Origin of the sequence: Bradyrhizobium genosp. SA-3 (genome assembly GCF_004212635.1) — a bacterium.
Classification (GTDB): domain Bacteria; phylum Pseudomonadota; class Alphaproteobacteria; order Rhizobiales; family Xanthobacteraceae; genus Bradyrhizobium.
The window spans coordinates 36,063-56,785 of record NZ_PSRT01000048.1 but is presented as its reverse complement, the minus strand read 5'-3'; the positions used below and the strand labels follow the sequence as shown (position 1 = coordinate 56,785).

The 20,723-nt window shown below is 64.0% G+C and carries 19 protein-coding genes and 2 pseudogenes; 8 read left to right on the top strand and 13 right to left on the bottom strand.

The annotated features are described in order from the left end of the window. From CWO91_RS44340 to CWO91_RS18550, 4 genes and pseudogenes are all read right to left on the bottom strand, one after another. A pseudogene (locus CWO91_RS44340) lies at window positions 1-109 on the bottom strand (3-oxoacyl-ACP reductase); the annotation flags it as partial. Between the two features lie 22 nt (window positions 110-131). Then, on the bottom strand, window positions 132-1,424 hold the full coding sequence (locus CWO91_RS18560) for a TRAP transporter large permease (protein ID WP_091890032.1): 1,293 nt from the start codon (window positions 1,422-1,424) through the stop codon (window positions 132-134). Next, window positions 1,415-1,966: a TRAP transporter small permease gene (locus tag CWO91_RS18555; RefSeq protein ID WP_130215083.1), complete on the bottom strand. Its 552-nt coding sequence runs from the start codon at window positions 1,964-1,966 to the stop codon at window positions 1,415-1,417. Before CWO91_RS18555 ends, CWO91_RS18560 begins: the two co-directional genes overlap by 10 nt. Before the next feature lie 64 nt (window positions 1,967-2,030). Next, window positions 2,031-3,002 (bottom strand): TRAP transporter substrate-binding protein, encoded by a 972-nt coding sequence (locus CWO91_RS18550; RefSeq protein ID WP_130215081.1) that lies wholly within the window; start codon window positions 3,000-3,002, stop codon window positions 2,031-2,033. Between the two features lie 305 nt (window positions 3,003-3,307). On the opposite strand from CWO91_RS18550, the gene CWO91_RS18545 reads away from it, so the two are divergent. Next, on the top strand, window positions 3,308-4,084 hold the full coding sequence (locus tag CWO91_RS18545) for a cyclase family protein (RefSeq protein ID WP_130215097.1): 777 nt from the start codon (window positions 3,308-3,310) through the stop codon (window positions 4,082-4,084). A 123-nt stretch (window positions 4,085-4,207) separates the two neighbouring features. Here CWO91_RS18545 and CWO91_RS18540 read toward each other — a convergent pair whose 3' ends face one another. The 3 genes from CWO91_RS18540 to CWO91_RS18535 all read right to left on the bottom strand — a co-directional run bounded on the left by CWO91_RS18540 (window position 4,208) and on the right by CWO91_RS18535 (window position 6,150). Beyond that, window positions 4,208-4,936 carry a Crp/Fnr family transcriptional regulator gene (locus CWO91_RS18540; RefSeq protein WP_130215079.1) on the bottom strand — a complete coding sequence of 243 codons (729 nt, stop codon included), beginning with the start codon at window positions 4,934-4,936 and terminating at the stop codon, window positions 4,208-4,210. Window positions 4,937-5,216: 280 nt separating this feature from the next. After that, window positions 5,217-5,345: a hypothetical protein gene (locus tag CWO91_RS45015; protein WP_283810977.1), complete on the bottom strand. Its 129-nt coding sequence runs from the start codon at window positions 5,343-5,345 to the stop codon at window positions 5,217-5,219. A 91-nt stretch (window positions 5,346-5,436) separates the two neighbouring features. Continuing rightward, a complete protein-coding gene (locus CWO91_RS18535; protein WP_130215077.1) occupies window positions 5,437-6,150 on the bottom strand; it encodes a helix-turn-helix domain-containing protein in 714 nt (237 codons plus the stop codon). A gap of 156 nt (window positions 6,151-6,306) precedes the next feature. On the opposite strand from CWO91_RS18535, the gene CWO91_RS18530 reads away from it, so the two are divergent. Beyond that, window positions 6,307-6,624 carry a c-type cytochrome gene (locus tag CWO91_RS18530; protein WP_130215075.1) on the top strand — a complete coding sequence of 106 codons (318 nt, stop codon included), beginning with the start codon at window positions 6,307-6,309 and terminating at the stop codon, window positions 6,622-6,624. 6 nt (window positions 6,625-6,630) lie between these two features. Here CWO91_RS18530 and CWO91_RS18525 read toward each other — a convergent pair whose 3' ends face one another. The 3 genes from CWO91_RS18525 to CWO91_RS18515 are packed head-to-tail and all read right to left on the bottom strand — an operon-like array spanning window position 6,631 to window position 9,704. After that, window positions 6,631-7,794, bottom strand: coding sequence for an ABC-type transport auxiliary lipoprotein family protein (locus CWO91_RS18525; protein WP_130215073.1), 1,164 nt, complete (start codon window positions 7,792-7,794; stop codon window positions 6,631-6,633). Between the two features lie 3 nt (window positions 7,795-7,797). Beyond that, window positions 7,798-8,565, bottom strand: a complete 768-nt coding sequence (locus tag CWO91_RS18520) for an ABC transporter ATP-binding protein (RefSeq protein ID WP_165405531.1) — start codon at window positions 8,563-8,565, stop codon at window positions 7,798-7,800. A gap of 2 nt (window positions 8,566-8,567) precedes the next feature. Beyond that, entirely contained in the window at window positions 8,568-9,704 is a 1,137-nt protein-coding gene (locus CWO91_RS18515) for an ABC transporter permease (protein ID WP_130215069.1), read from the bottom strand. A 177-nt stretch (window positions 9,705-9,881) separates the two neighbouring features. On the opposite strand from CWO91_RS18515, the gene CWO91_RS18510 reads away from it, so the two are divergent. Continuing rightward, window positions 9,882-10,151, top strand: coding sequence for a hypothetical protein (locus CWO91_RS18510; protein WP_130215067.1), 270 nt, complete (start codon window positions 9,882-9,884; stop codon window positions 10,149-10,151). Then, complete coding sequence (locus tag CWO91_RS18505) at window positions 10,152-10,634, top strand: phage holin family protein (RefSeq protein ID WP_130215065.1); 483 nt, start codon at window positions 10,152-10,154, stop codon at window positions 10,632-10,634. It abuts the gene before it with no gap. A 9-nt stretch (window positions 10,635-10,643) separates the two neighbouring features. Here CWO91_RS18505 and CWO91_RS18500 read toward each other — a convergent pair whose 3' ends face one another. Together CWO91_RS18500 and CWO91_RS18495 are read right to left on the bottom strand one after the other, a co-directional pair. Further along, window positions 10,644-13,337, bottom strand: coding sequence for a bifunctional acetate--CoA ligase family protein/GNAT family N-acetyltransferase (locus CWO91_RS18500; RefSeq protein WP_130215063.1), 2,694 nt, complete (start codon window positions 13,335-13,337; stop codon window positions 10,644-10,646). Between the two features lie 64 nt (window positions 13,338-13,401). Continuing rightward, the gene (locus CWO91_RS18495) at window positions 13,402-14,241 is read right to left on the bottom strand and encodes a universal stress protein (RefSeq protein WP_130215062.1); all 840 of its coding nucleotides are present in this window, start codon (window positions 14,239-14,241) and stop codon (window positions 13,402-13,404) included. 174 nt (window positions 14,242-14,415) lie between these two features. Here CWO91_RS18495 and CWO91_RS18490 point away from each other — a divergent pair, with 174 nt between their 5' ends. The 3 genes and pseudogenes from CWO91_RS18490 to CWO91_RS18480 all read left to right on the top strand — a co-directional run bounded on the left by CWO91_RS18490 (window position 14,416) and on the right by CWO91_RS18480 (window position 17,942). Beyond that, window positions 14,416-15,399, top strand: a complete 984-nt coding sequence (locus tag CWO91_RS18490) for a zinc-dependent alcohol dehydrogenase family protein (RefSeq protein ID WP_130215060.1) — start codon at window positions 14,416-14,418, stop codon at window positions 15,397-15,399. Between the two features lie 11 nt (window positions 15,400-15,410). Further along, the gene (locus CWO91_RS18485; RefSeq protein WP_433995564.1) at window positions 15,411-16,946 is read left to right on the top strand and encodes an AAA family ATPase; all 1,536 of its coding nucleotides are present in this window, start codon (window positions 15,411-15,413) and stop codon (window positions 16,944-16,946) included. Window positions 16,947-16,971: 25 nt separating this feature from the next. Then, a pseudogene (locus CWO91_RS18480) lies at window positions 16,972-17,942 on the top strand (CHAD domain-containing protein). Here the strand turns inward: CWO91_RS18480 and CWO91_RS18475 are convergent. Further along, window positions 17,939-19,783 carry a PHA/PHB synthase family protein gene (locus CWO91_RS18475; protein WP_130215058.1) on the bottom strand — a complete coding sequence of 615 codons (1,845 nt, stop codon included), beginning with the start codon at window positions 19,781-19,783 and terminating at the stop codon, window positions 17,939-17,941. The pseudogene CWO91_RS18480 and the gene CWO91_RS18475 sit on opposite strands and share 4 nt — an antisense overlap. 210 nt (window positions 19,784-19,993) lie before the next feature. Here CWO91_RS18475 and CWO91_RS18470 point away from each other — a divergent pair, with 210 nt between their 5' ends. Then, entirely contained in the window at window positions 19,994-20,722 is a 729-nt protein-coding gene (locus CWO91_RS18470; RefSeq protein ID WP_130215056.1) for a CBS domain-containing protein, read from the top strand. Window position 20,723 lies beyond the last annotated feature (1 nt).

The window sequence follows — 20,723 nt, the reverse complement described above, 5'->3', positions numbered from 1 at the left end:
CGCCCAGCGCGGCCAGCGCCTCGGCCGACGACTTGCCGATGCCGGATGCGGCGCCGAGGACGACCGCGGTCTTGCCGGTGAGATCGAAGAGCTTGCGATAGTCCGTCACTGATGGCTTCTCCCTGGTGCTGCTAGCCCTTGTAGCCCATCAGCAGGCGCGGCAGCCACAGCGAGAATGCAGGGACATAGGTCACGAACATCAGTGCTGCGATCAGCGCGGCATAGAACGGCAGGATGGTGCGCATCACCGCGCCGACCGAGATGCCGCCGATGGCGCAGCCCACGAATTGCGTCGTTCCGACCGGCGGCGTGTTCAGCCCCAGGGCGCAATTGATCAGCATCAGCATGCCGAACTGCACCGGATCCATGCCCGCCTTCATCGCGATCGGCAGGAAGATCGGGGTGCAGATCAGGATGGTCGCGGCCATGTCCATGAACGTGCCGAGCACGAACAGGATGACGTTGATGAGCAGGAAGATCATCCAGGGCTGCGTGGAGACCTTGCTCATCATCTCGCCGGCAAGATCGGCCACCTCGTAAAGCCCCATCAGATACTGGAACATGGTGGAGACGCCGATCAGCAGCAGCACCACGCCCGTCGTCTTCACCGCCTTGGCGGCGGCGCGCAGGAAGTTGCCCCAGGTCATGGTGCGGTAGATGAAGAAGGTCAGCAGGATCGTGTAGGTAACCGCGACCGCTGCGGATTCGGTTGCCGTGAAGACGCCGGACAGGATGCCCGCCAGGATGATGCCGACGATCAGAAGGCCCGGCAGCGCGGCCGCGAGCGAGCGGAAAACCTCGGCCCAGCCCGGAAACTTGCCGGCCGGATAGCCGCGCTTCACCGCGACCGCGTAAGCAGCGACCAGCATGCAGACCATCAGCACGAGCGCCGGTAAGAGGCCGGCGGCGATCAGCGCGCCGATCGAGACCTTGCCGCCCGCGGCAAGGGCATAGATGATCATGTTGTGACTGGTCGGCATCAAGGCTCCGACCAGCGAGGCATGGGTGGTGACGTTGACGGCGTAGTCGGTGTCGAAACCCTCCTTCTTCATCATCGGGATCATCACCGCGCCCATCGCCGACACGTCGGCGACGGGCGAGCCGGAGACGCCGCCGAACAGGGTGCAGGCGACCACGTTCGACATGCCGAGCCCGCCGCGGATGTGCCCGACGAGATTCTTGGCGAGCTGCACGATCTTGTCGGCGACGCCGCCATGCAGCATCAGCTCACCGCTGAAGACGAAGAACGGGATGGCGAGGAACGAGAAGATGTTCATCCCCGACATCATCTGCTGGAAGATGACGGCGACCGGCAGGCCTTCGTAGAGGATGGTGCAGATTGCCGAGAGGCCGATCGCGAACGCGACCGGGACACCGAGGATCAGGAAGCCGAAGAAGGTGGCGCCGAGGATGATCAGTTCCATGAGGGGACGACCTCTTCGCCGCGCGAGAGAGCAATGATGTGCTCGATTGAAAAAGAGATGATCAGGATGCCGGAGGCGATCAGCGGCACGTAGCGGATCACCTCAGGCAGGCCGAGATTGGGGATCTTCACCGTTCCGACCGACGCCCCGAGGATCCAGCCATTGTAGGCCATCGCAATGCCGAACACGGCCACCAGGACGTGGATCACGAGCTCGACCTTCTCCCGCATGTGATCCGGAAGCATCACCAAGAGACTGTCCATCCCGATGTGTCCGGCATCGCGCACGCCGACGGCGGCGCCGATCAAGGTGACATACAGGATCAGGACCAGCGCGAGGTTTTCCGTCCAGGTCGGGCTGGAATTGAGCACGTAACGTCCGAACACCTGGTAGAACACGATGACGACGATGACGAGCAGGCCGGCCACGGACAGATACATGCCCGCGCGCGCGACGGGAGCATTGATCCGCGACAGCAATCCGGTGGACGGGCGACCAGTGACCGCCTCGTGCTCGTGGCTTGCGACGTGTGGGTCTGTCATCCCGCGCCTCCCTCGCGAGGGTCCGGTGCCGCAACTGGCGACTCCGGACCCGACACCGCTATGTTTACTTCGTGTCCTGGATGCGCTTGACGAGGCTCTGGAGCTTCTCGTCACCGGCGAACTTCGTGTACACCGGCTTCATCGCGTCGACGAACTCCGCCTTGTTGGCGATGGTCACGACCTGAACGCCGGCGGCCTCGACGGTCTTGCGGGCGGCCTGCTCGCGCTCATCCCAGAGCTTGCGCATGACGGGCACCGATTCCTTGGCCGCCTTGCGGATCATCGCCTGATCCTCCTTGCTCAGCGTGTCCCAGACCTTCTTCGACATCACGAGAACTTCGGGCGCCAGCGAGTGCTCGGTGACGTTGTAGAACTTGGCGGCCTCGAAATGGCGCGAGGACTCGTAGGACGGCCAGTTGTTCTCGGCAGCGTCCACGAGGCCGGTCTTGAGCGCGGTATAGACCTCGCCATAGGGCATCGGCGTCGGGTTGGCCCCGAGGCTCTGGATCATGCCGACCCACAGGTCGGATTGCTGGACGCGGATCTTCAGGCCCTTGAGGTCGGCGAGCGACTTGACCGGTGCCTTGACGGTGTAGATGGACCGGGCGCCGCTGTCGTAATAGGCAAGGCCGACCAATCCCGCGGGCTCCATCGCCGCCAGGATCTCATCGCCGATGGGCCCGTCGAGGACGGTGCGCATGTGCTGCGTATCCCGGAAGACGAAAGGCAGGCACAACGCGATGGTTTCCGGCACGAAGTTGTTCAGCGGCGATGCGTTGATCCGCATCATGTCGAGCGCGCCGATCTTGAGCTGCTCGATGGTGTCCTTCTCGGATCCCAGGGCTCCGTTGGGAAACACCTTAACGCCGAGCTTGCCGCCGCTCGCCGCCGCGAGCTGCTTGCCCATGAACTTGACGGCCTCGACGGTCGGATAATCGGCGGGGTGGACGTCGGCGGAGCGGAAATCGCGTGCGGTCGCCAGGGGCGCTGAGACCGCCAGTGCAACGGCTGTGATGATACCGGTGAGTGTCTTCATCTGGGCTTTCCTCCTGGTCGACTGGGTTGATTATGTCGTTGTCGGGCCGGCTGCAGGCCGCCTTGGGTCGCCCCACTTCCGGTGTGAAGTCAAGCGCCAATGTCGTCCCTAGGGCGGGCGGCATTCTGAGTCCAAGCCAAATCCAGCATTGATCAATGCAAGAGTTGCATCGATCAATTTCTGGCGCAATTCGCATTAGGGTGGGGTACGGCGGGCTGGCTCGACGTCGCCGGCACGTGACTTGACGCCACCCGCGGAGCCACCTCAACATGTTCGAAACAGCGGACCATCTCGAGGGAATGCCCATGCCGCGGAAGCTGATCGATATCTCAGTGCCGCTCCGAAATGACGTGACGTCCGATCCGCCCGGCAACCATCCGACGATCCAATACATCGATCACCAGCAGGGCCTGCCGCGCATGCTGCAGTTCTTCGACGGCCTCAAGGCGCAGGATTTGCCGGACGGCCAGGGCTGGGCCGTCGAGCAGGTCTCGCTGTCGACCCACAACGGGACGCATCTCGATGCGCCCTGGCACTTCCATCCGACCATGAACCGCGGCGAACGGTCATGGACGATCGACGAGGTGCCGCTGGAATGGTGCTTTCAACCCGGCGTGAAGCTCGACTTCCGGCATCTGCCCGACGGCTACGTGGCGAGCGCCGGCGATGTCGAGAAGGAGCTGAAACGCATCGGACATACGCTGTCGCCGCTGGAGATCGTCGTCGTCAACACCAGCGCCGGCGCGAAATTCGGCCAGGCCGACTACGTCAATTCCGGCTGCGGCATGGGCTATGAAGCCACCATGTACCTGCTCGAACGCGGCGTCCGCCTGACCGGCACCGATGGCTGGAGCTGGGACGCGCCGTTCGTCTACACCGCGAAGAGATACGCCGAAACAAGGGATGCCGGCCTGATCTGGGAAGGCCACAAGGCGGGACGGCACATCGGCTATTGCCATCTCGAGAAGCTGCACAATCTCGATCAATTGCCCTCGACCGGATTCACGGTCTCATGCTTTCCGGTCAAGATCGAACGCGCCTCCGCGGGCTGGACGCGCGCGGTCGCCATCATCGATAGCTAGAGCGTGATGAGATCAGCGATCGCTACAACGGAGGTGCACTCCCTCTCCCGCTTGCGGGAGAGGTTGCACCGAGCCCGCGGCAATCGATTCAACCTAAGGCCATTCCGCTTTAGGCGGACGGCGTCACTCGCCGGCGAGGCCGCTCTCCGCGAGTTCGCGCAGCGCATCGGTATCCAGCACGACGATGGCGCCGTGCTCGAGACGAACCCAGTTGCGGCCGGCCCAGGCGCGCAATTGCTTGTTGATGCTCTCGCGCGTCATCCCCACCATCTCGCTGATCTCCTGCTGGGTGATGGCGAGCGTGCCGCTGCCGGAGTCGAGCTTGCGCTCCTCGGTGAGACCGAGCAGCGCGCTGGCGAGCCGACCCGGCAGATTCTGGAGGATCACCTGCTCGACCTGCTGGCTGGTCCAGCGCAGGCGCGCGCAGAGCAGCTCGATGAATTTCATCGCCAGCGCCGGCTGGCTCTTCACGAATGGCAGGAAGTCCCGGCGATCGATGATGTAGAGCTCACAATTGGTGTTCGCGGTGGCGTCGGCCGACCTGGGCGCGCCGTCGAGCACCGCGATCTCGCCAAAAATTTCTCCGGGACCGATCAGATTGAGAATGGCATTCCGCCCATCCGGCGACGAAGAGGAGATCTTCACCGTCCCCGTGACCACCGCGAATAGATTGTTGCCGGGATCGCCCTTGGCGGCGATCGTCGCACCGCGCTTCACGGTGGCGTGCTTGGCATAGCGGCAGAGCTGATCGAGCGCCTCCGGCTCCAGATCCGCGAAGATCGGGTGCTTGCGCAGCACCGATAGTTTGTTGCCCGCTGACTGTCGGGGGTCGCCGGTCTTGTCCTGAGGCACGCCGCTGGGCTCCTAAGACTGCGAGGCATTGGGGTTCCTGCGTAGTCAACGTTATCAGGCTTTTCAACCGGAAAGCACGGGCGCCGTTTTAGGCAAATGCCCTGAAAACGCCGTGGTTAGGCGGAAGGCGACATCCGAAGGATGCGCCGATGCATTTGGCTCGATGCAGAGTTGCAGATTGCGCAAGTCGCGATTGCGTTGAGGCGCTGCCGAACGGCCGAGACTGGCCGGGCGAGCATCGGCGGTCGGCGCGTCGGATCGGAGGATGATCTCAGGAGCTTCAGCGCCCAGAATTAGGATCGAGCGGCTTTGCGCTGGTTTGCCGGTCCGCCCAGGCCAGAGCTGCGGCGAAAGCGACGAAGATCGCGACGACGACGACAGTCACCAGCAATGCGTCAGCGGGCATCATGCTTCTCCCGGATTGTCTGAGGCACTATTTTGCGGCGAATGGCCGGCGTCATTGATCGGGATCAAAACCGGTGAGTGTTGCCGACAGAATGTCAGGCCGCGGCCAGGGCCTCGACGCGCGCAGGGTCGCGCAGGCTGATACCGCCATGAAGGATTTCGATTGCGCCGTGACGCTCCAGCTTGGTGAAGGTGCGGCTGACGGTTTCGATGGTCAGGCCGAGATAGTCGGCGATGTCCTGCCGGCTCATCGGCAGCGGAACGGTGTCCAGCGATCCCCCGAGCGCCAACAGACGCTGGCGCCAGCCGAGCAGAAACGTTGCGACCTTCTCGTCAGCCGAGCGGCGGCCGAGCAGGACCATGTGGTCGCGTGCCTGGCTCAGCTCGCGAATGGCCAGCTCGTTGATCCGCCTGAGCAGCTGCGGCCGGCTCTCGATGAAACGGCCGAAAGGTACTTTGGCGAACTGGCACACGGTCACCGCGCCGATCGCGTCGGCCGAAAAATTGTGGCGGCCGGAGATGTTCATTCCCAGGAAATCGCCCGGCAAGGCAAAGCCCACGATCTGCCGCCGACCGTCGGGCAGCAGCTTGTACAGCCGCATGACGCCTTCGATAACATTGTAGAACGAGGTCGTGATGTCCTCTTCGGAAAACACGGTCTCGCCTGAGCCAAAATGGACACGGCGCCCCAGATGTTCGAATTCCCTGAGTTCGGCTGCATCCAGTGACGAGCAAACCGCCGATGCGCGTACGGCACAATCGCTGCAGAAATGCCCGTTCGGCTCAATCGTGACCACGGAAGGCTTCATCCACCGCTCCAAGCGTCGGCCCAGCTCTGCCCCCAGGCCGAGTTGCCACGCACCTGCATTTTACTGCGCTGTGACAAAGCCGATTGACTCAGATCAATTTTGACCGAGGTCCCAGCTCTATTCTGTCCTTCCAGAGTACGACGGGGATCACTTTCCATGCTGCAAAGCGCGCTGCGTCACGGCCTGATTGGGCTGCTCCTGATCACGCCTGCGCAAGCCGCCACGACCGCCGAGCAGCGCGGCAAGGCCTTTGCACGGGCAAATTGCGCTCGCTGCCATGCGATCGACCGTGTCTCCGAAAGTCCGCTCAAGAGCGCGCCAGCGCTGCGCAATCTGCATCGGCGTTATCCGATCGAGACCCTTGGTGAGGCACTGGCCGAAGGTATCTACACCGGCCATGCCGACATGCCCGCCTTCGAGCTCAATCCGGACCAGATCCACGACCTCCTGTCCTACCTGAAGACTCTGGAATAGCAGGCATCACACCGCCTGCACGGTCCAGCCGATCAGCTCCTTTGCGATCCGGGCAAAGGCGGCATCGAACGCTGCGACTGAAGCGGCCGGCTCGACCTTGTCGAGCTTCTCGCTGGTCTCAACGAGGCGCGAAGCAATCACCTTGCCGTTCTTGTCGACGATCCGCGCCGACAGTCCGATCTCGACTTTCGCCTCACCGTCCGTCGCGATCCGAAAGCGTCTGATGTCGATCAGGAGCTGGTAGTCCGCCTGACCGAGATCGGTCGTGCGTAGCGGCGCGTGGGCAATGTCGTAATTCTCGAAACTGTCGATCAGGCGTGCCTGCACCAGTTTTGGAATGCTGTCGGCCCAGAGGAAATCGGCAAAGCCTGGATTGTCCCCGACCGGCGAGAACAGCATGCGCTGGGTCTGGAGCATCGCGACCGCGGTCGGCTCGGGAATGGCCAGTGACGCAGACAGCGTCTTGCCGGCCGGTCCCAGATTCTTAGGCGTGCGCAGGTCGTAGGTGACCTTCTGCGCGGGCGCTCCGCCACCGGTCATCTTCTCGAGGCCCGCCAGAATGCCGTCGATCTTGCCGGTGTTGCGCGCGAGCCCGTCGGAGAACGTCTTGAAATTGGCGATGGTGTCCTTCAGCGGGCCGGAATTGTCCTCCAGCACGGTGTCGACCCGCCGCAGCGCATCGCGCGCCGCCTGCGTCATGCTCTGGCCTGCGCCGGCCTCGGCAATCAGGGTCAGCGTCTCGCCGGACTTGGCATCGGACCTGGCATCGGACTTGACATCGGACTTGACATCGGACTTGGCGCCCGACTTGGCGACGATCATGCCGCCCTCCAGCGTCACCACCGGCACGCCGGTCAAGCCCTGGAAATCGAGCCCGACCTTGGTGTCGGCACGCACTGGCGTCGCCGCGGCCACCGAGATCGTCGCATTGACGAAGCGCGGGTTATCCGGCGCGAGCCCCAGCTGGGTCACCTCACCGACGCGGATGCCGTTGAACAGCACGCCGGCGCCGACCAGCAGGCCGGGCACCGGTCCCTGAAATTGCACGTGGTAGTTCGTGCGCGGCCCGATACCGCCGGTGTTGTTCAGCCAATAGACGAAGCCGAACACCGCAAGGATCGCAGCCAGCACGAAGGTGCCGATCAGCACGTAGGAAGCGCGGGTTTCCATGTGTCATCTCATTTCGTGTTGCAGCATCTGCGAGCGCTTGCCGTGGAAATAGGCCCGCACCCAGGGATGCTCGGATTGCAGCAATTCGCGCATCGGGCCGATCGCGACGATCCTGCCGTCGGCGAGGGCGGCGACGCGGTCGCAGACCGTGGTGAGGCTTGCAAGGTCGTGGGTGACCATGAACACGGTGAGGCCCAGGGTCTTTTGCAGCGTCTTGATCAGCGCGTCGAAATCGCCGGCGGCGATCGGGTCGAGGCCGGAGGTCGGCTCGTCCAAGAACAGGATCGGCGGATCGAGCGCGAGCGCGCGCGCCAGCGCCACGCGCTTGGTCATGCCACCCGACAGCTCCGCCGGAAATTTGTCCGCATCCTGCGCCCGCAGCCCGACCATTTCGAGCTTGGCAATCGCGATCTCGTCCATCAGCTCCTGCGACAGGACGAGATTTTCCCGCAGCGGAAACTGGACGTTCTGTCTCACCGTCAGCGATGAGAACAGCGCGCCCTGCTGGAACAGGATGCCCCAAGTCGTGGCCGCACCTTGAGCGCGGCCGCCGATGGGCTGTCCCATGACTTCGATGGTCCCGCTTCGGCGCGGGATGAGGCCGATGATGGTGCGCATCAGCACCGACTTGCCACCGCCGGACGCACCGACCAACCCGAGGATCTCACCGCGGCGGACGTCGAGCGACAGATGGTCGAGCACGGTCTGGCGGCCGAAGCCGACCACGAGGTCGCGGACGCGGATCGCGAACTCCTGCTGTGGGTCTCCCATCGTCACATTCCGATCGAGGCGAAGAAGATCGCGAACAGGCCGTCGAGCACGATCACCAGGAAGATCGACTTCACCACCGACGTCGTGGTCTGCCGTCCGAGCGACTCGGCGCTGCCCTTCACGCGCAATCCTTCGCTGCAGGCGACGATCCCGATCACCAGCGCCATGAACGGCGCCTTGAGGATCCCCACCTCGAAATGGGTGATGGAAATGGCGTCGTGCAGCCGTGCGATGTAGATCGCCGGTCCCATGTCGCCGTAGAACTGCGCCACCAGCCCGCCGCCATAGAGCGCGGCAATCGATCCGATGAAGGCGAGCATCGGCAGCGCGATGACGAGCGCGGCAATCCGCGGCAGGATCAGGACGTCGACGGGGTCGAGGCCCATGGTCGAGAGTGCGTCGATCTCCTCGCGCATCTTCATCGAGCCGAGCTCGGCGGTATAGGCGCTTCCCGACCGTCCGGCGACCATGATGGCGACGATCAGCACGCCGAGCTCGCGCAGCACCAGGATGCCGACCATGTCCACGGTGTAGGACTCCGCGCCGAACCTGCGGAAATGAAAGAATCCCTGCTGGGCGATGATGGCGCCGATCAGGAAGGTGATCAGCACGATGATGGGGATCGCCTGCCATCCGATGCGGTAGAGCTGATAGACCAGCGAGGTCAGCCGCAGCGATCTTGGCCGGCGCAGCACACCGACCAGGGCCACGAACAACGCGCCGAGCATCTGGAGGAAGATCGCGACGTCTTCCCGCGCACCGATCGTGGCCTTGCCGAGATCGCCGAGCCTGAGCAGGAGCGGATTTGACGCAGCCGCCGGCGCCGGCGTGTCGCGGTTGACCTGGCGCACCTCGTCCATCAGCCCGCTGAACTGATCGGCGACACCGACGAATTCAGCCGATCTGCCGGATGATGCAGCCCGGCGCGAGAGCTTCTCCAGGACCCAGGCTCCGAGCGTGTCGAGCGCGCTGACGCCCGACATGTCCAGGGTCACGGCTCTGGACCGATCGACATCCGCCCCGACCGACCGGGACAGCGTTTCGAGCGTCACCACATTCGCTGCGGTCCACGGCCCTTCCGGGCGCAATTTCAGCACATCGCCGGACGGCGTCGCCAGCAATAGCGGTTCGGGGTTCACGCTTCCACCTCATCGGGACGATTGGCGCCCATTCAGCCGGGATTTCTAGGCCAGCATGTGGCGGCCGGGTTGACCTGTCTCAAGACCAGGACAACATCGCACCTCCTTGACACATATCAAGCATCGTTGCGCCCGCGGATCCTAGGTTCGCTGGCGATCAATGGGGATATCAAATCCATGTTCGACAGCGACAAGATGAGCGACGAACTGCGAGCGCTGAAGGTTGACGTCACGCGCCTTTTGAACACCGCCGGCGAGGAGATCTACGACAGTTCGAAAGATCGGGCCGAGGCGCTGGCCGATCGGATCAAGGCTGCGCTCACCGAGCTCGGCGAGACCGTCGACGAAGAGCAGGAGCAGCTTCAGGGCCTCATTGCGGATCGGCCGATCACATCGCTCGCCTTCGCGCTCGGCGTGCTAGTCGGCTTCATGCTGAGGACGCATTAGGTGAATACCGAGAATGTCGTCAAACATCTGCGCGTGCTGTGGCGCACCGATCGGATCATCGCGGACATCAGGCTGCGCCATCTGTTGATGGGGCTTGGCCTTCGCGCCTTGGCGCTAATCGCGGCCTTCGGACTCCTGATGCTGGAGCTCTCGGCCTATTTCGCGCTGGTGCAGATCTGGAGTGCGATTGCCGCAGCCGCCATCCTCGGCGCCGTCAACTTCGCCATCGCGGCCGCTCTGTTCATGGTCGCCGGCCGCGCTCCGTCAGGGCGTGACATCGAACTTGCGAACGAAATTCATGACGCATCCATCGAAGCCCTTCAGCTCGAGGCGCGCGCGCTCCAGGCCCAGGTGTCAGGCGCCGTGCATCATCCGCTCAGCACCGTCGTGCCGGTGCTGGTGCCGCTGATTGCGATCATCGTCAAGAATTTGCGAACGACGGCCAAGAAATCCACCGCAACGTCGGCTGAAGCGCACTCCTAAAGCGCGCGCTCAGAGTTTCAGCCTGACGTCGCAGATATCAGGCTCGGCGGGATCCGGCTTGACCTCGAAGCCGAGCTGCCGGCACATCTCGAGCATCACTATGTTCTCCTGGAGCACGTCGCCCGATATGGTCTTCAACCCTTCCGACTTCGCGTAGTCGATGATCAGCTGCATCAGGGCCCATCCGAGTCCCCTGCCCTTGAGATCGGACCGCAGCAGAATGGCATATTCGCCGCTCTCGTAGATCGAATCCGAATGGAGCCGGACGACGCCGACCATCTCGCCGGTCTCCTGGTCGAATGCGATGAAGGCCATCGCGCGTGCATAATCGAGCTGGGTCAGGCGCGCGATGAACTCGTGGGTGAACTCCTTCATCGGCGCGAAGAAGCGCAGGCGGAGGTCGTGCGGCGTGACGTGACGAAGGAATTCGTGGATGGTCGGCTCGTCCTCGGGGCGCATGGGCCGCACGAAGATCCGCCAGTCGTCCTTGAGCTTGAGGCGGCGCTCCCATTGTGACGGATAGGCCCGAACGGCGAAATTGGCCGGGCCGGAGCCGGCGAACTTTCGCTGCGGCGGCCCCACGGCGACGCGGGCATCGACCGCGGTCACGCCGGTTTCGTCCGCGAGCAGCGGGTTGATGTCGAATTCGCGGATTTCGGGAATGTCAGCGGCCATCTGCGCCAGCTTGACCAGCACCATGGCGACCGCATCCGGCTTCACTGCCGGCACGTCCCGGTAGGCGCGAAGCAGCCGTGACACGCGCGTGCGGTCGATCAGGTCGCGGGCGAGTTGCAGGTCGAGCGGCGGCAGCGCAAGCGCCTTATCATTGATGATCTCCACGGCCGTCCCGCCCCGGCCGAAGACGACGACGGCGCCGAAGGTGGGATCATCGGCGAGACCGAGGATCAGCTCGCGCGCCTTCGCCTTGACCACCATCGCTTGGACGATGACACCGCCGATGCGGGCTTCGGGTCGCAGCTTCCTCGCCCGGTCGAGAATGTCGGTGGCAGCCGCGCGCACCGCATCCGGCGTGGTCAGATTGAGGACGACACCGCCGACATCTGATTTGTGGACGATGTCACGCGACATGATCTTCAGCACGACGGTGGCGCCTTTCGCGAACATGTCGTTCGCATAGGCCACCGCCTGCTCGATATCGGTTGCGGCATAGGTCGGCACCATCGTAATGTCGTAGGCTTCGAGCAGGTGCTTGATCTCGACAGGCTCGAGCCATTGACGGCCGTCTGCGATAGCGGCAGTGACGATCTGCCTCGCCGCCTTGGCGTCCGGCACAAACGTATCGGGCATCGCGGGCGGAACCTGGCTCAGCTCCTCCACCACTTCGCGGTGCCGGACCAGATGCATGAAGCCGCGCACGGCATCATCCTCGGTCGGGTAGTTCGGAATGCCCGCGCCGGAGAGCGTCTGAATGATGTTCTGGTCGGCTCCGACCCAGGCGGCAAGGACGGGCTTTGCCCACCGACGGTGCTGCTCACGGTATTTTCCGACGAGCTCCGTCACCGTCGTGGCGATGTCGGCCGCCGAAGCGATCGCCGTCTGCACGTTGAGGACAAGCACGGCGTCATTGTCGGGATCGGCGAGCAGCACCTCCAGTGCCGCGGCGTAGCGCGCGGCGTCGGCGTCGCCCACGATGTCGACGGGATTTGCACCGGACCAGGTCGGCGGCAGCACGATATCGAGTTTCTTGCGCGCGTCCGCCGAGATCGATGCCGGAATTCCGCCAAGCTCGACCAATCGATCGATGGCGAGGACCCCGATGCCACCGCCATTGGTCAGGATGGCAAGGCGCTTTCCTGCCGGCGATTCGACGCGGCCGAGCGTCTCGGCGCAATCGAACAGCTCGCGCAGATCGGAGACCCGCAGCACACCCGCGCGGCGGAACGCCGCGTCATAGACGGCGTCAGCGCCGGCAAGCGCCCCGGTATGCGTGGCAGCGGCCTTCGCCCCCTGCGCCATCCGGCCGGACTTCACCACGACGACCGGCTTCACGCGTGCGGCGGCGCGCGCCGCCGACATGAACTTGCGAGCATCCTTGATCGCCTCGATATAGAGCAGGATCGCGCGGGTCTTGTGGTCCATCGCGAAATAGTCGAGCAGATCGGCAAGGTCGACGTCGATCTGGTCGCCGATCGAGACGATGCCGGAGAAGCCGACGCCGCGCTGCGCCGCCCAATCGACCATGCCGGCCGCGATCGCGCCCGATTGCGAGATCAGCGCGAGATTTCCCGCGCCTGGCATGTGCGCGGCGAAGCTGGCATTGAGGCTCACGGCGGGCATCATGATTCCGAGACAGTTCGGGCCGATCAGCCGCATGCCGTATTTGCGGGCCGCGGCGATTGCAGCCTCGTGCAGGGATCCCGGTCCGTGGCCGAGCCCGGCCGAGACGATCAGCGCGCCCGCCGAGCCGCGCCGTCCGGCCTGGTCGATGATGCCGGGAACCTCCCGCGCCGGCGCGGTGATGACCACGAGCTCGGGGACGAAGTCCAACCTGTCCAGACTCTTCACCGCGGCGATGCCGCCGATCTCAGCGTGGCGCAGATTGACGAGGCCAAACTCTCCCTTGAATTCAGCGCTGCGGATGTTCTCCAGGACGGCGCGTCCCACCGAGACCGGGCGGGCACTCGCGCCGACCAGCGCGACCGAACGCGGTGACAGCAGATTCTTCAGGCGGTAGGTGGACATGAAAGCAAATGCGCCCAGTCGCTGGCGGTTCCGAGGATGGAAGATCAGGCAGGAAACTGCGTGCCTAGTGCGAGATCATAACCCAGCACGGTGGCTGGCCAATGACGGTCTTTGTCACACCGCCCCAAACGATCTCGTTCAGGCGCGAATGATGATAGGCGCCCATCACGATCGCATCGACGGCATGGGAATTCGCCCAGCTTCCGAGCACCTTGCCGATCGAACTGCCGCCGCATTTCGTCGTTTCGAACGAGGCGTGAACGCCGTGTTCCCTGAGGTGGTCGACGAGTGCCGTTCCGGATTGCACGATCGCGTCGGTCTTCTCGTCCGCCACGGTCACCACGCGGACCGAGGCGGCCGCCTGCACGACCGGCAGCGCATCGCCGACCGCACGCGCCGCACGCGCGGAGTGATCCCACGCGATCATGACGTTCTCGAATTCCGGTCGCAGCTCATCGACGTGCTGTTCCGGGCAGAGCAGGAGCGGCCGCCCGGATTCGAACAGGAGCGTCTCGATGATGTGTTCCGTTCGGCTGTCGTGCGGCTTCACCGGGAGCAACGTGAGATCGCTGAAGCGCGCATGCTCGGCCAGGATCGAAGCGATCTGGTCTGCCGGCACCTTGGCCGATCGGCCATGGGCGCGAATGTCGGCGCGGGACGATGCATCAGCAAAGGCATTCAGGAGCAGCTGCATATCGCCCGCCCCAAGCAACCCCGTTGCCTCGGCCGCAGCGGGATCGTCCGGCAGCAGCACTTTCGGCCGCACGAAAACATCTTCCTCGAGTGCAAGTGCGGTGATCCTGGCGCCGAGGTCCGCGGCGACTGCCACGCATTTCTCGATCGCGGCTAGAAGCGGCCGGCGCGGCTGGCCGACAAGCGGCAGAAAGACGTCCTTGATGGCCATCGGGATTCTCCTTAGCCGCCAGAATAGGCCGTGTTTCGTCGGGACGCTTGATCCTCGTCAAGCCCGGGGAACTCTGCCGGTCGGTTGGCGACGGCCCGTTGACCAACATCAAGGACTGGCCGCTCGACCATTCTATGAATAAGTCAGTCCGAGCGGTTCGCCCGGGAGAGGTTCATGCGTGCGATGGTGTTGCCGGCCTCACGAGCGCAGCTCCGGATGGAGGAGCGGCCCGATCCTATCCCCGGCGAAGGCCAGATCCGGGTGAAGGTCAGCGCCTGCGGAGTATGCCGCACCGATCTTCATGTCGTCGACGCCGAGCTGCCCGATATTCGCTATCCGATCGTGCCTGGCCACGAGATCGTCGGCCGGGTCGATCTCGTGGGTCCGAATGTTGCAACACATGCGATTGGTGATCGGGTTGGCATTCCCTGGCTTGGTTTCACCTGCGGACATTGTCGATTCTGCCGCGAGGGCATGGAAAACCTCTGTGACGCACCCTTGTTCACCGGCTACACACGCGACGGCGGCTATGCCACGCATACCATTGCCGATGCGCGTTATGCGTTTCCGCTCGGTGAGGCCGGCAGCGACGTGGAGATTGCTCCTCTGCTGTGCGCAGGGCTGATCGGCTGGCGCTCGCTGGTAATGGCCGGCTCTGCCAGCAAGCTTGGCCTCTATGGTTTTGGCGCGGCCGGCCACATCATCGCGCAAGTTGCGGTCTGGCAGGGACGATCCGTCTATGCATTCACCCGGCGTGGCGATGCCGCTGCGCAAGGCCTTGCTTATCGTCTCGGCGCCGTCTGGGCGGGGGCATCTGACGAAACGCCGGACGAGCCGCTCGACGCCGCCATCATCTACGCGCCAGCTGGCGAACTCGTCCCGGCCGCGCTGCGCGCCGTACGCAAGGGCGGCCGCGTCGTGTGCGCCGGAATCCACATGTCGGACATTCCAAGCTTTCCATATGAGCTGCTCTGGGAGGAACGGCAGCTGGTCTCGGTGGCCAATCTGACCCGGCAGGATGGCCTCGATTTTCTCAGGATCGTCCCGCAAGCTGGCATACGCACCGAGACCACAGCATTTCCGCTCGATCAGGCCAACGAAGTTCTGAGAATGCTGCGGAATGGCCAGATTCTCGGCGCGGCCGTGCTGACGCCCTGACGGTGACGCAGATGCCAAAATCGATCAGAGATGAGACGGAGGCCCAGGACCGGATATTCCAGTCCCTAACTGGACATCCTGGCGTGAGACGGATCGATACCCACGCGGCTTCAGTATTTCTCGACGGCGACCGCGCGCTGAAGATCAAGCGCGCTGTGCAGTTTCCGTTCCTCGATTATTCGACGATCGACAAGCGCAAGGCGGCCTGCGAGGAGGAGATCAGGATCAACCGGCCGCTGGCGCCGCAGATCTATCATCGCGTCGTGGCGATCACGGAGGAGCCGGATGGGTCGGTGAAGATCGACGGCCCCGGCCGGCCGATCGAGTATGCGGTCGACATGTCGCGCTTCGACGAAAGCCAGACGCTGGATCATCTGGCCAAGGCCGGCCCGATGGATGACAATCTAGCCTCGGATGCCGCCGACGCGATCGTGGCTTCGCATGGGGCGGCGGGCCGCTCCGACGGCAAGGCGTGGATCTCCTCCATCCCAGGCCTGATCGACGGCAACTGCAATGGCCTGGGAAAAGGCAATCATTTTGAAGCTGAAGAAATCGCGCAGCTCGGCAGAGCCTCGCATGCGATGTTTCTGCGCCTCCACACCTTGCTCGAAGAGCGCAGCCGCCACGGCTTTGTGCGGCGCTGCCACGGCGACCTGCATCTTGCAAATATCGTGTTGATCGGCGAACGGCCAGTCCTGTTCGACGCCATCGAGTTCGATGCCCAGATGGCAACTGTCGACGTGCTCTACGATCTCGCATTCACGCTGATGGACCTGTTGCATCACGATCAACCGCTCGCGGCCAACATTGTCCTGAACCGGTATCTCGCTGCGACGCCATCCGACAATCTCGACGCGCTCTCCGTCCTGCCGTTGTTCATGTCGATCCGGGCGGCAATCCGCGCTCAGGTGGCGCTGGCACGGCTGAAGCCGCCGCGTTCTGATGATGCCGGCATCCTCGACGATGCACGGCGCTATTTCGGCCTCGCCCGAGCGCTGATCCACCCCCCAGCTCCGCGGCTGATTGCCGTCGGGGGACTGTCCGGCACCGGAAAGACGGTTTTGGCGCGCGCGCTCGCACCGGTCGTCGCGCCACAGCCGGGGGCGATCGTGCTGCGCAGCGACATCGTCCGCAAGCAGATGTTCGGGATCAAGGACACGCAGCGGCTGCCGCCATTCGCATACACGCCAGAGGTCACGGCCCGGGTTTACGGCACATTGGCTCGTTACGCCCGGCGCGTGCTGGCGCAAGGCCATTCGGCGATCATCGACGGTGTATTCGCCGCCGAGGCCGAACGAGACGCGATCGCCGCACTGGCGCGCGAGCGCAACGTGCCGCTGAGCGGCCTGTTTCTCGTGGCCGACCTCGCGACCCGGCAGGCGCGCATCGGAAGCCGCCGGAGAGATGCATCCGACGCCACGCGAGAGGTTGCCGCGCAACAGGAGCGCTATAATATCGGTCATGTCGGTTGGGCAACCATCGATGCATCCGGGACACAGGAGCAGACGCTCCAGAGCTGCCGGGACGCAATCGCTGAGGTCAAATAAGGCAATCTGATTGACGCGGGCAAGGATGGCGCGACCCAGCACGACCTCGACGGCCGCCCGCGCAATGCCGGCAACGCGGCGCAATGCGCTGCCCGGCCGCCTCAGCCCCGGCATGGCCTGCGACACGGCGTTCCGGATCATCGCACGCCGTAACCTTGATGCCGTCCTCGCCCAGCACGACGGCACCTGCCGCGGCGATCCCGACGCCCTGCACCAGATCCGGATCGCGCTGACGCATCTGCGCACCGCCATCCGCTTCTTCTCGCCGATGGTCGACGACGCGCTGCGGCCGAATGTCTGGGCCGAGCTGAAATGGCTCAACAGCCAGCTCGGCATGGTGAGGGACCTCGACGTGGCGATCGAGCGGGTCTCGCCGAAAGTGGCGACGAGCTCGCGGTGATCGCCGAGCTCCAGCACTGGGACAAGAAGCGCGCCGAGAGCCACCGCCTGCTGGCGCGCGCGCTGCAATCCGCGCGCTATCGCCGCCTGGTCGAGCAGACCTCGGCCTGGATCGAGAGCGGCCCCTGGTCGACCCGGCGCAGCAAGGAAGCCATCAGATTGCGTCGCTGCTCCCTCGCCGACCATGCGACAGCGCGGTTGACCGCGTGGGAGACGACGCTGCTCAAGAAGGCTCGGAAGCTGAGCAAGCTCGACGTCGAGAAACGGCACAGGCTGCGGCTGCTCAACAAGCGGATGACCTATTCGGTCGAGTCGCTGGCGGATCTGTTCACCGACGGATCGGCGACGAAGCAGAAGTCCATCCTCAAGCAATTGCGCAAGGCGCAAAGATCTCTCGGGCAATTGAACGACGATGCGCGAGGGCAAACGCTGGCGGCGTCGTTGAACGGTGTCGGCTTCGAGGCCGGCACTCGCTTCCTCGACCGCAAACGGGAAAAGAGGCTGTTGCGAACCGCCGCAGCGGCTTACCGCAAACTGGACAAGGCCAAGCCCTTCCGCTCCTCGGACCTCGCGCCAAATGCAGAGCCTGAGGACTAGGTGCGGACGTAGTCTCCCGGCGCTTCGGGCAGGCCTCGCGGGTCGCCAAGCCCGATCTGCGGCGGATCACAGGGCTCCCCGGAGCGCGCCGCCAGCCATCCGGCCCATTCCGGCCACCAGGAGCCCTCAACTCGCGGAGCCAGCTTCAGCCACTCATCTGCACCGACATAGGGCGCGTCCGCGGCCTTGGTCATGACCTGATAGCTGTGCCTAGGGTCATCAGGTGGAGCGACGACACCGGCATTGTGGCCACCGCTGGTCAACAGGAACGTCACGTCGGCATCAACCTGATAGTGAATCTTGTAGACGGATCGCCAGGGCGCCACGTGATCGGCCAGCGTGCCGACCACGAACATCGGCGCATGGATGTCCGAGAGCGAAATGCCCCTGCCTTCGACGCGATAGCGGCCTTCGGCCAGCTCATTCTTGAGAAACAGTTGGCGCAAGTACTCCGAGTGCATGCGATAAGGCAGCCGCGTCGCGTCGGCATTCCAGGCCATCAGGTCGCTTGGCGGACTGCTTTCGCCCATCAGATAGTCATGAGAGAGCCGCGACCAAATCAATTCGTTGGAGCGCAGCAGCTGGAACGCACCGGCCATCTGCGCCGTGTCGAGATAACCGCGCTGCCACATCATGTCTTCGAGGAAAGCGACCTGGCTCTCGTTGATGAAGAGCGTCAGTTCGCCGGCCTCGGTGAAGTCGGTCTGGGCGGCAAGGAGCGTGATCGTGCCGAGCCGCCTGTCGCCGTCGCGCGCCATTGCGGCAGCGGCAATCGATAGCAACGTTCCGCCCAGACAATAGCCCAGCGCATGGGTTTTCCGACCCGGCATGATCCGGCCGATCGTGTCCAGCGCGGCCATGACGCCCAGCTTGCGATAATCATCGAAGGCAACATCGCGGTCGTTGGCATCCGGATTGCGCCAGGAGATCGCGAACACGGTGAAGCCTTGAGCGGTCAGATACTTGACCAGCGAATTCTGCGGCGACAGATCGAGGATGTAGTACTTCATGATCCAGGCCGGCACGATCAGGAGCGGCTCGGGCCGCACTTGCGCAGTCGTCGGATGGTACTGGATCAGCTCGATCAGCTCGTTGCGATAGACGACATTGCCGGGCGAAGCCGCCACCGTCTTGCCGACGACAAATTGCGCGTGGCCCGCGGGTTTCGATACCGAAAGCAGACGCATCAGATCGCTGCACCAGTTCTGCCAGCCGAAGACGAAATTTTCCCCGCCGCTCTGGAACGCCTTCTCCAACACCTGCGGATTGGTCGCCGCGAAATTCGACGGCGCCAGCATGTCGAGCATCTGGCGCACCGAGAACTCGACGATGGCTTCATTTGCATGCGACACGCCGCGCACGCCGGTCGTGGCATCGTGCCACCAGCGCTCTGCGAGCAGAAACGCCTGCGCTAGCAGATTGAACGGCGGGACCTCCCATTGCGGTTGCCTGAAGCGGCGATCGCGTCCCTGCGGCTGAATGACGGACCACGGTTTTTGCGACGTCGCGTGCACGACAGCTTCCAGCAGCCGGCCGGTGTCGCGAAGAACGTTGCGGGAAATCTCCATCTGGCGCTGCGGGGCTGCGGCGAGATGCGAGCTCCAATCGAGCCAGGCGATCGACAAGGCCATTGGCGAGATTCCGCCTGTGAACCGTGCCAGCATGGCATGAAACGCGCGGTCGAGGGGATACGGCTCCGATGCTGGCGGCAGATCTGCGGTGACCGGCTTCCCTGCGGGCTTTTCGGGGCCTGCCGCAGCGGCTCGAGGGCCGGCAACGGGATTGACGAGAGCATGCGCCGCCGGCTCATCGACCCGTGGAAATTTCTGCACGACGCTCATGGCTGAATGTTCCCTGCCGGCTTCCGGTCTACGTCGGCAGCAGGATATGGCGACGCTTCGGATGCGCGTTGAGCTGCATCAAATCCGGCCCAGATCACAATCGCTGAACCAGGACCAAGCGGCCTCGTCCACTTGACCTGGGTCAAACCGCATCTCGACGTCCCCGCTAGGTTTTGCGCATCGACATTCGACGAGCCAGCGGAGTTCTTCATGCGCGCCCACCAGATCATGACTCGGTCGGTCATTTCGGTTACTCCTGACACCAGCATCGTCGAGGCGGCGAACATCATGCTGAAGCGGCATGTCAGCGGCCTCACGGTCGTCGACAATACCGGCAAGCTGGTCGGCGTCGTCTCGGAAGGAGATTTCATCCGCCGCAGCGAAATCGGCACCGGACGCAAGCGGGGGCGCTGGCTGAGATTCATCCTTGGTCCGGGCAAATCGGCCAGCGACTTCGTCCACGAGCATGGCCGCAAGGTCTCGGAGGTGATGACAGCCTCGGTCGTGACCATCACCGAGGATACCGCGCTCGCGGAGATCGTCGATCTCATGGAACGGAACAACGTGAAGCGGCTGCCGGTGGTGCGCGGCGACAAGGTCGTCGGAATCGTATCCCGCGCCAATTTGCTACAGGCGGTGGCGGGGCTCGCTCGCGAAGTGCCGGATCCGACGGCGGACGACGATCACATTCGCAGCCGAATCATCGACATCATGGAGAAGAACGACTGGTGCCCATTCGGGCTGAACGTCATCGTCCGTGACGGCATCGTTCACCTCAGTGGCGTCATCACCGAAGAACGCGCACGGCAGGCGGCCATCGTCGCGGCGGAGAACGTCGAAGGCGTGAAGACGGTGCACGACCATCTCTGCTGGGTCGACACCATGTCCGGCGTCTATCTGAACTCGCCCGAGGACGACGAGCTCGCCAAGGCGAGCTGAT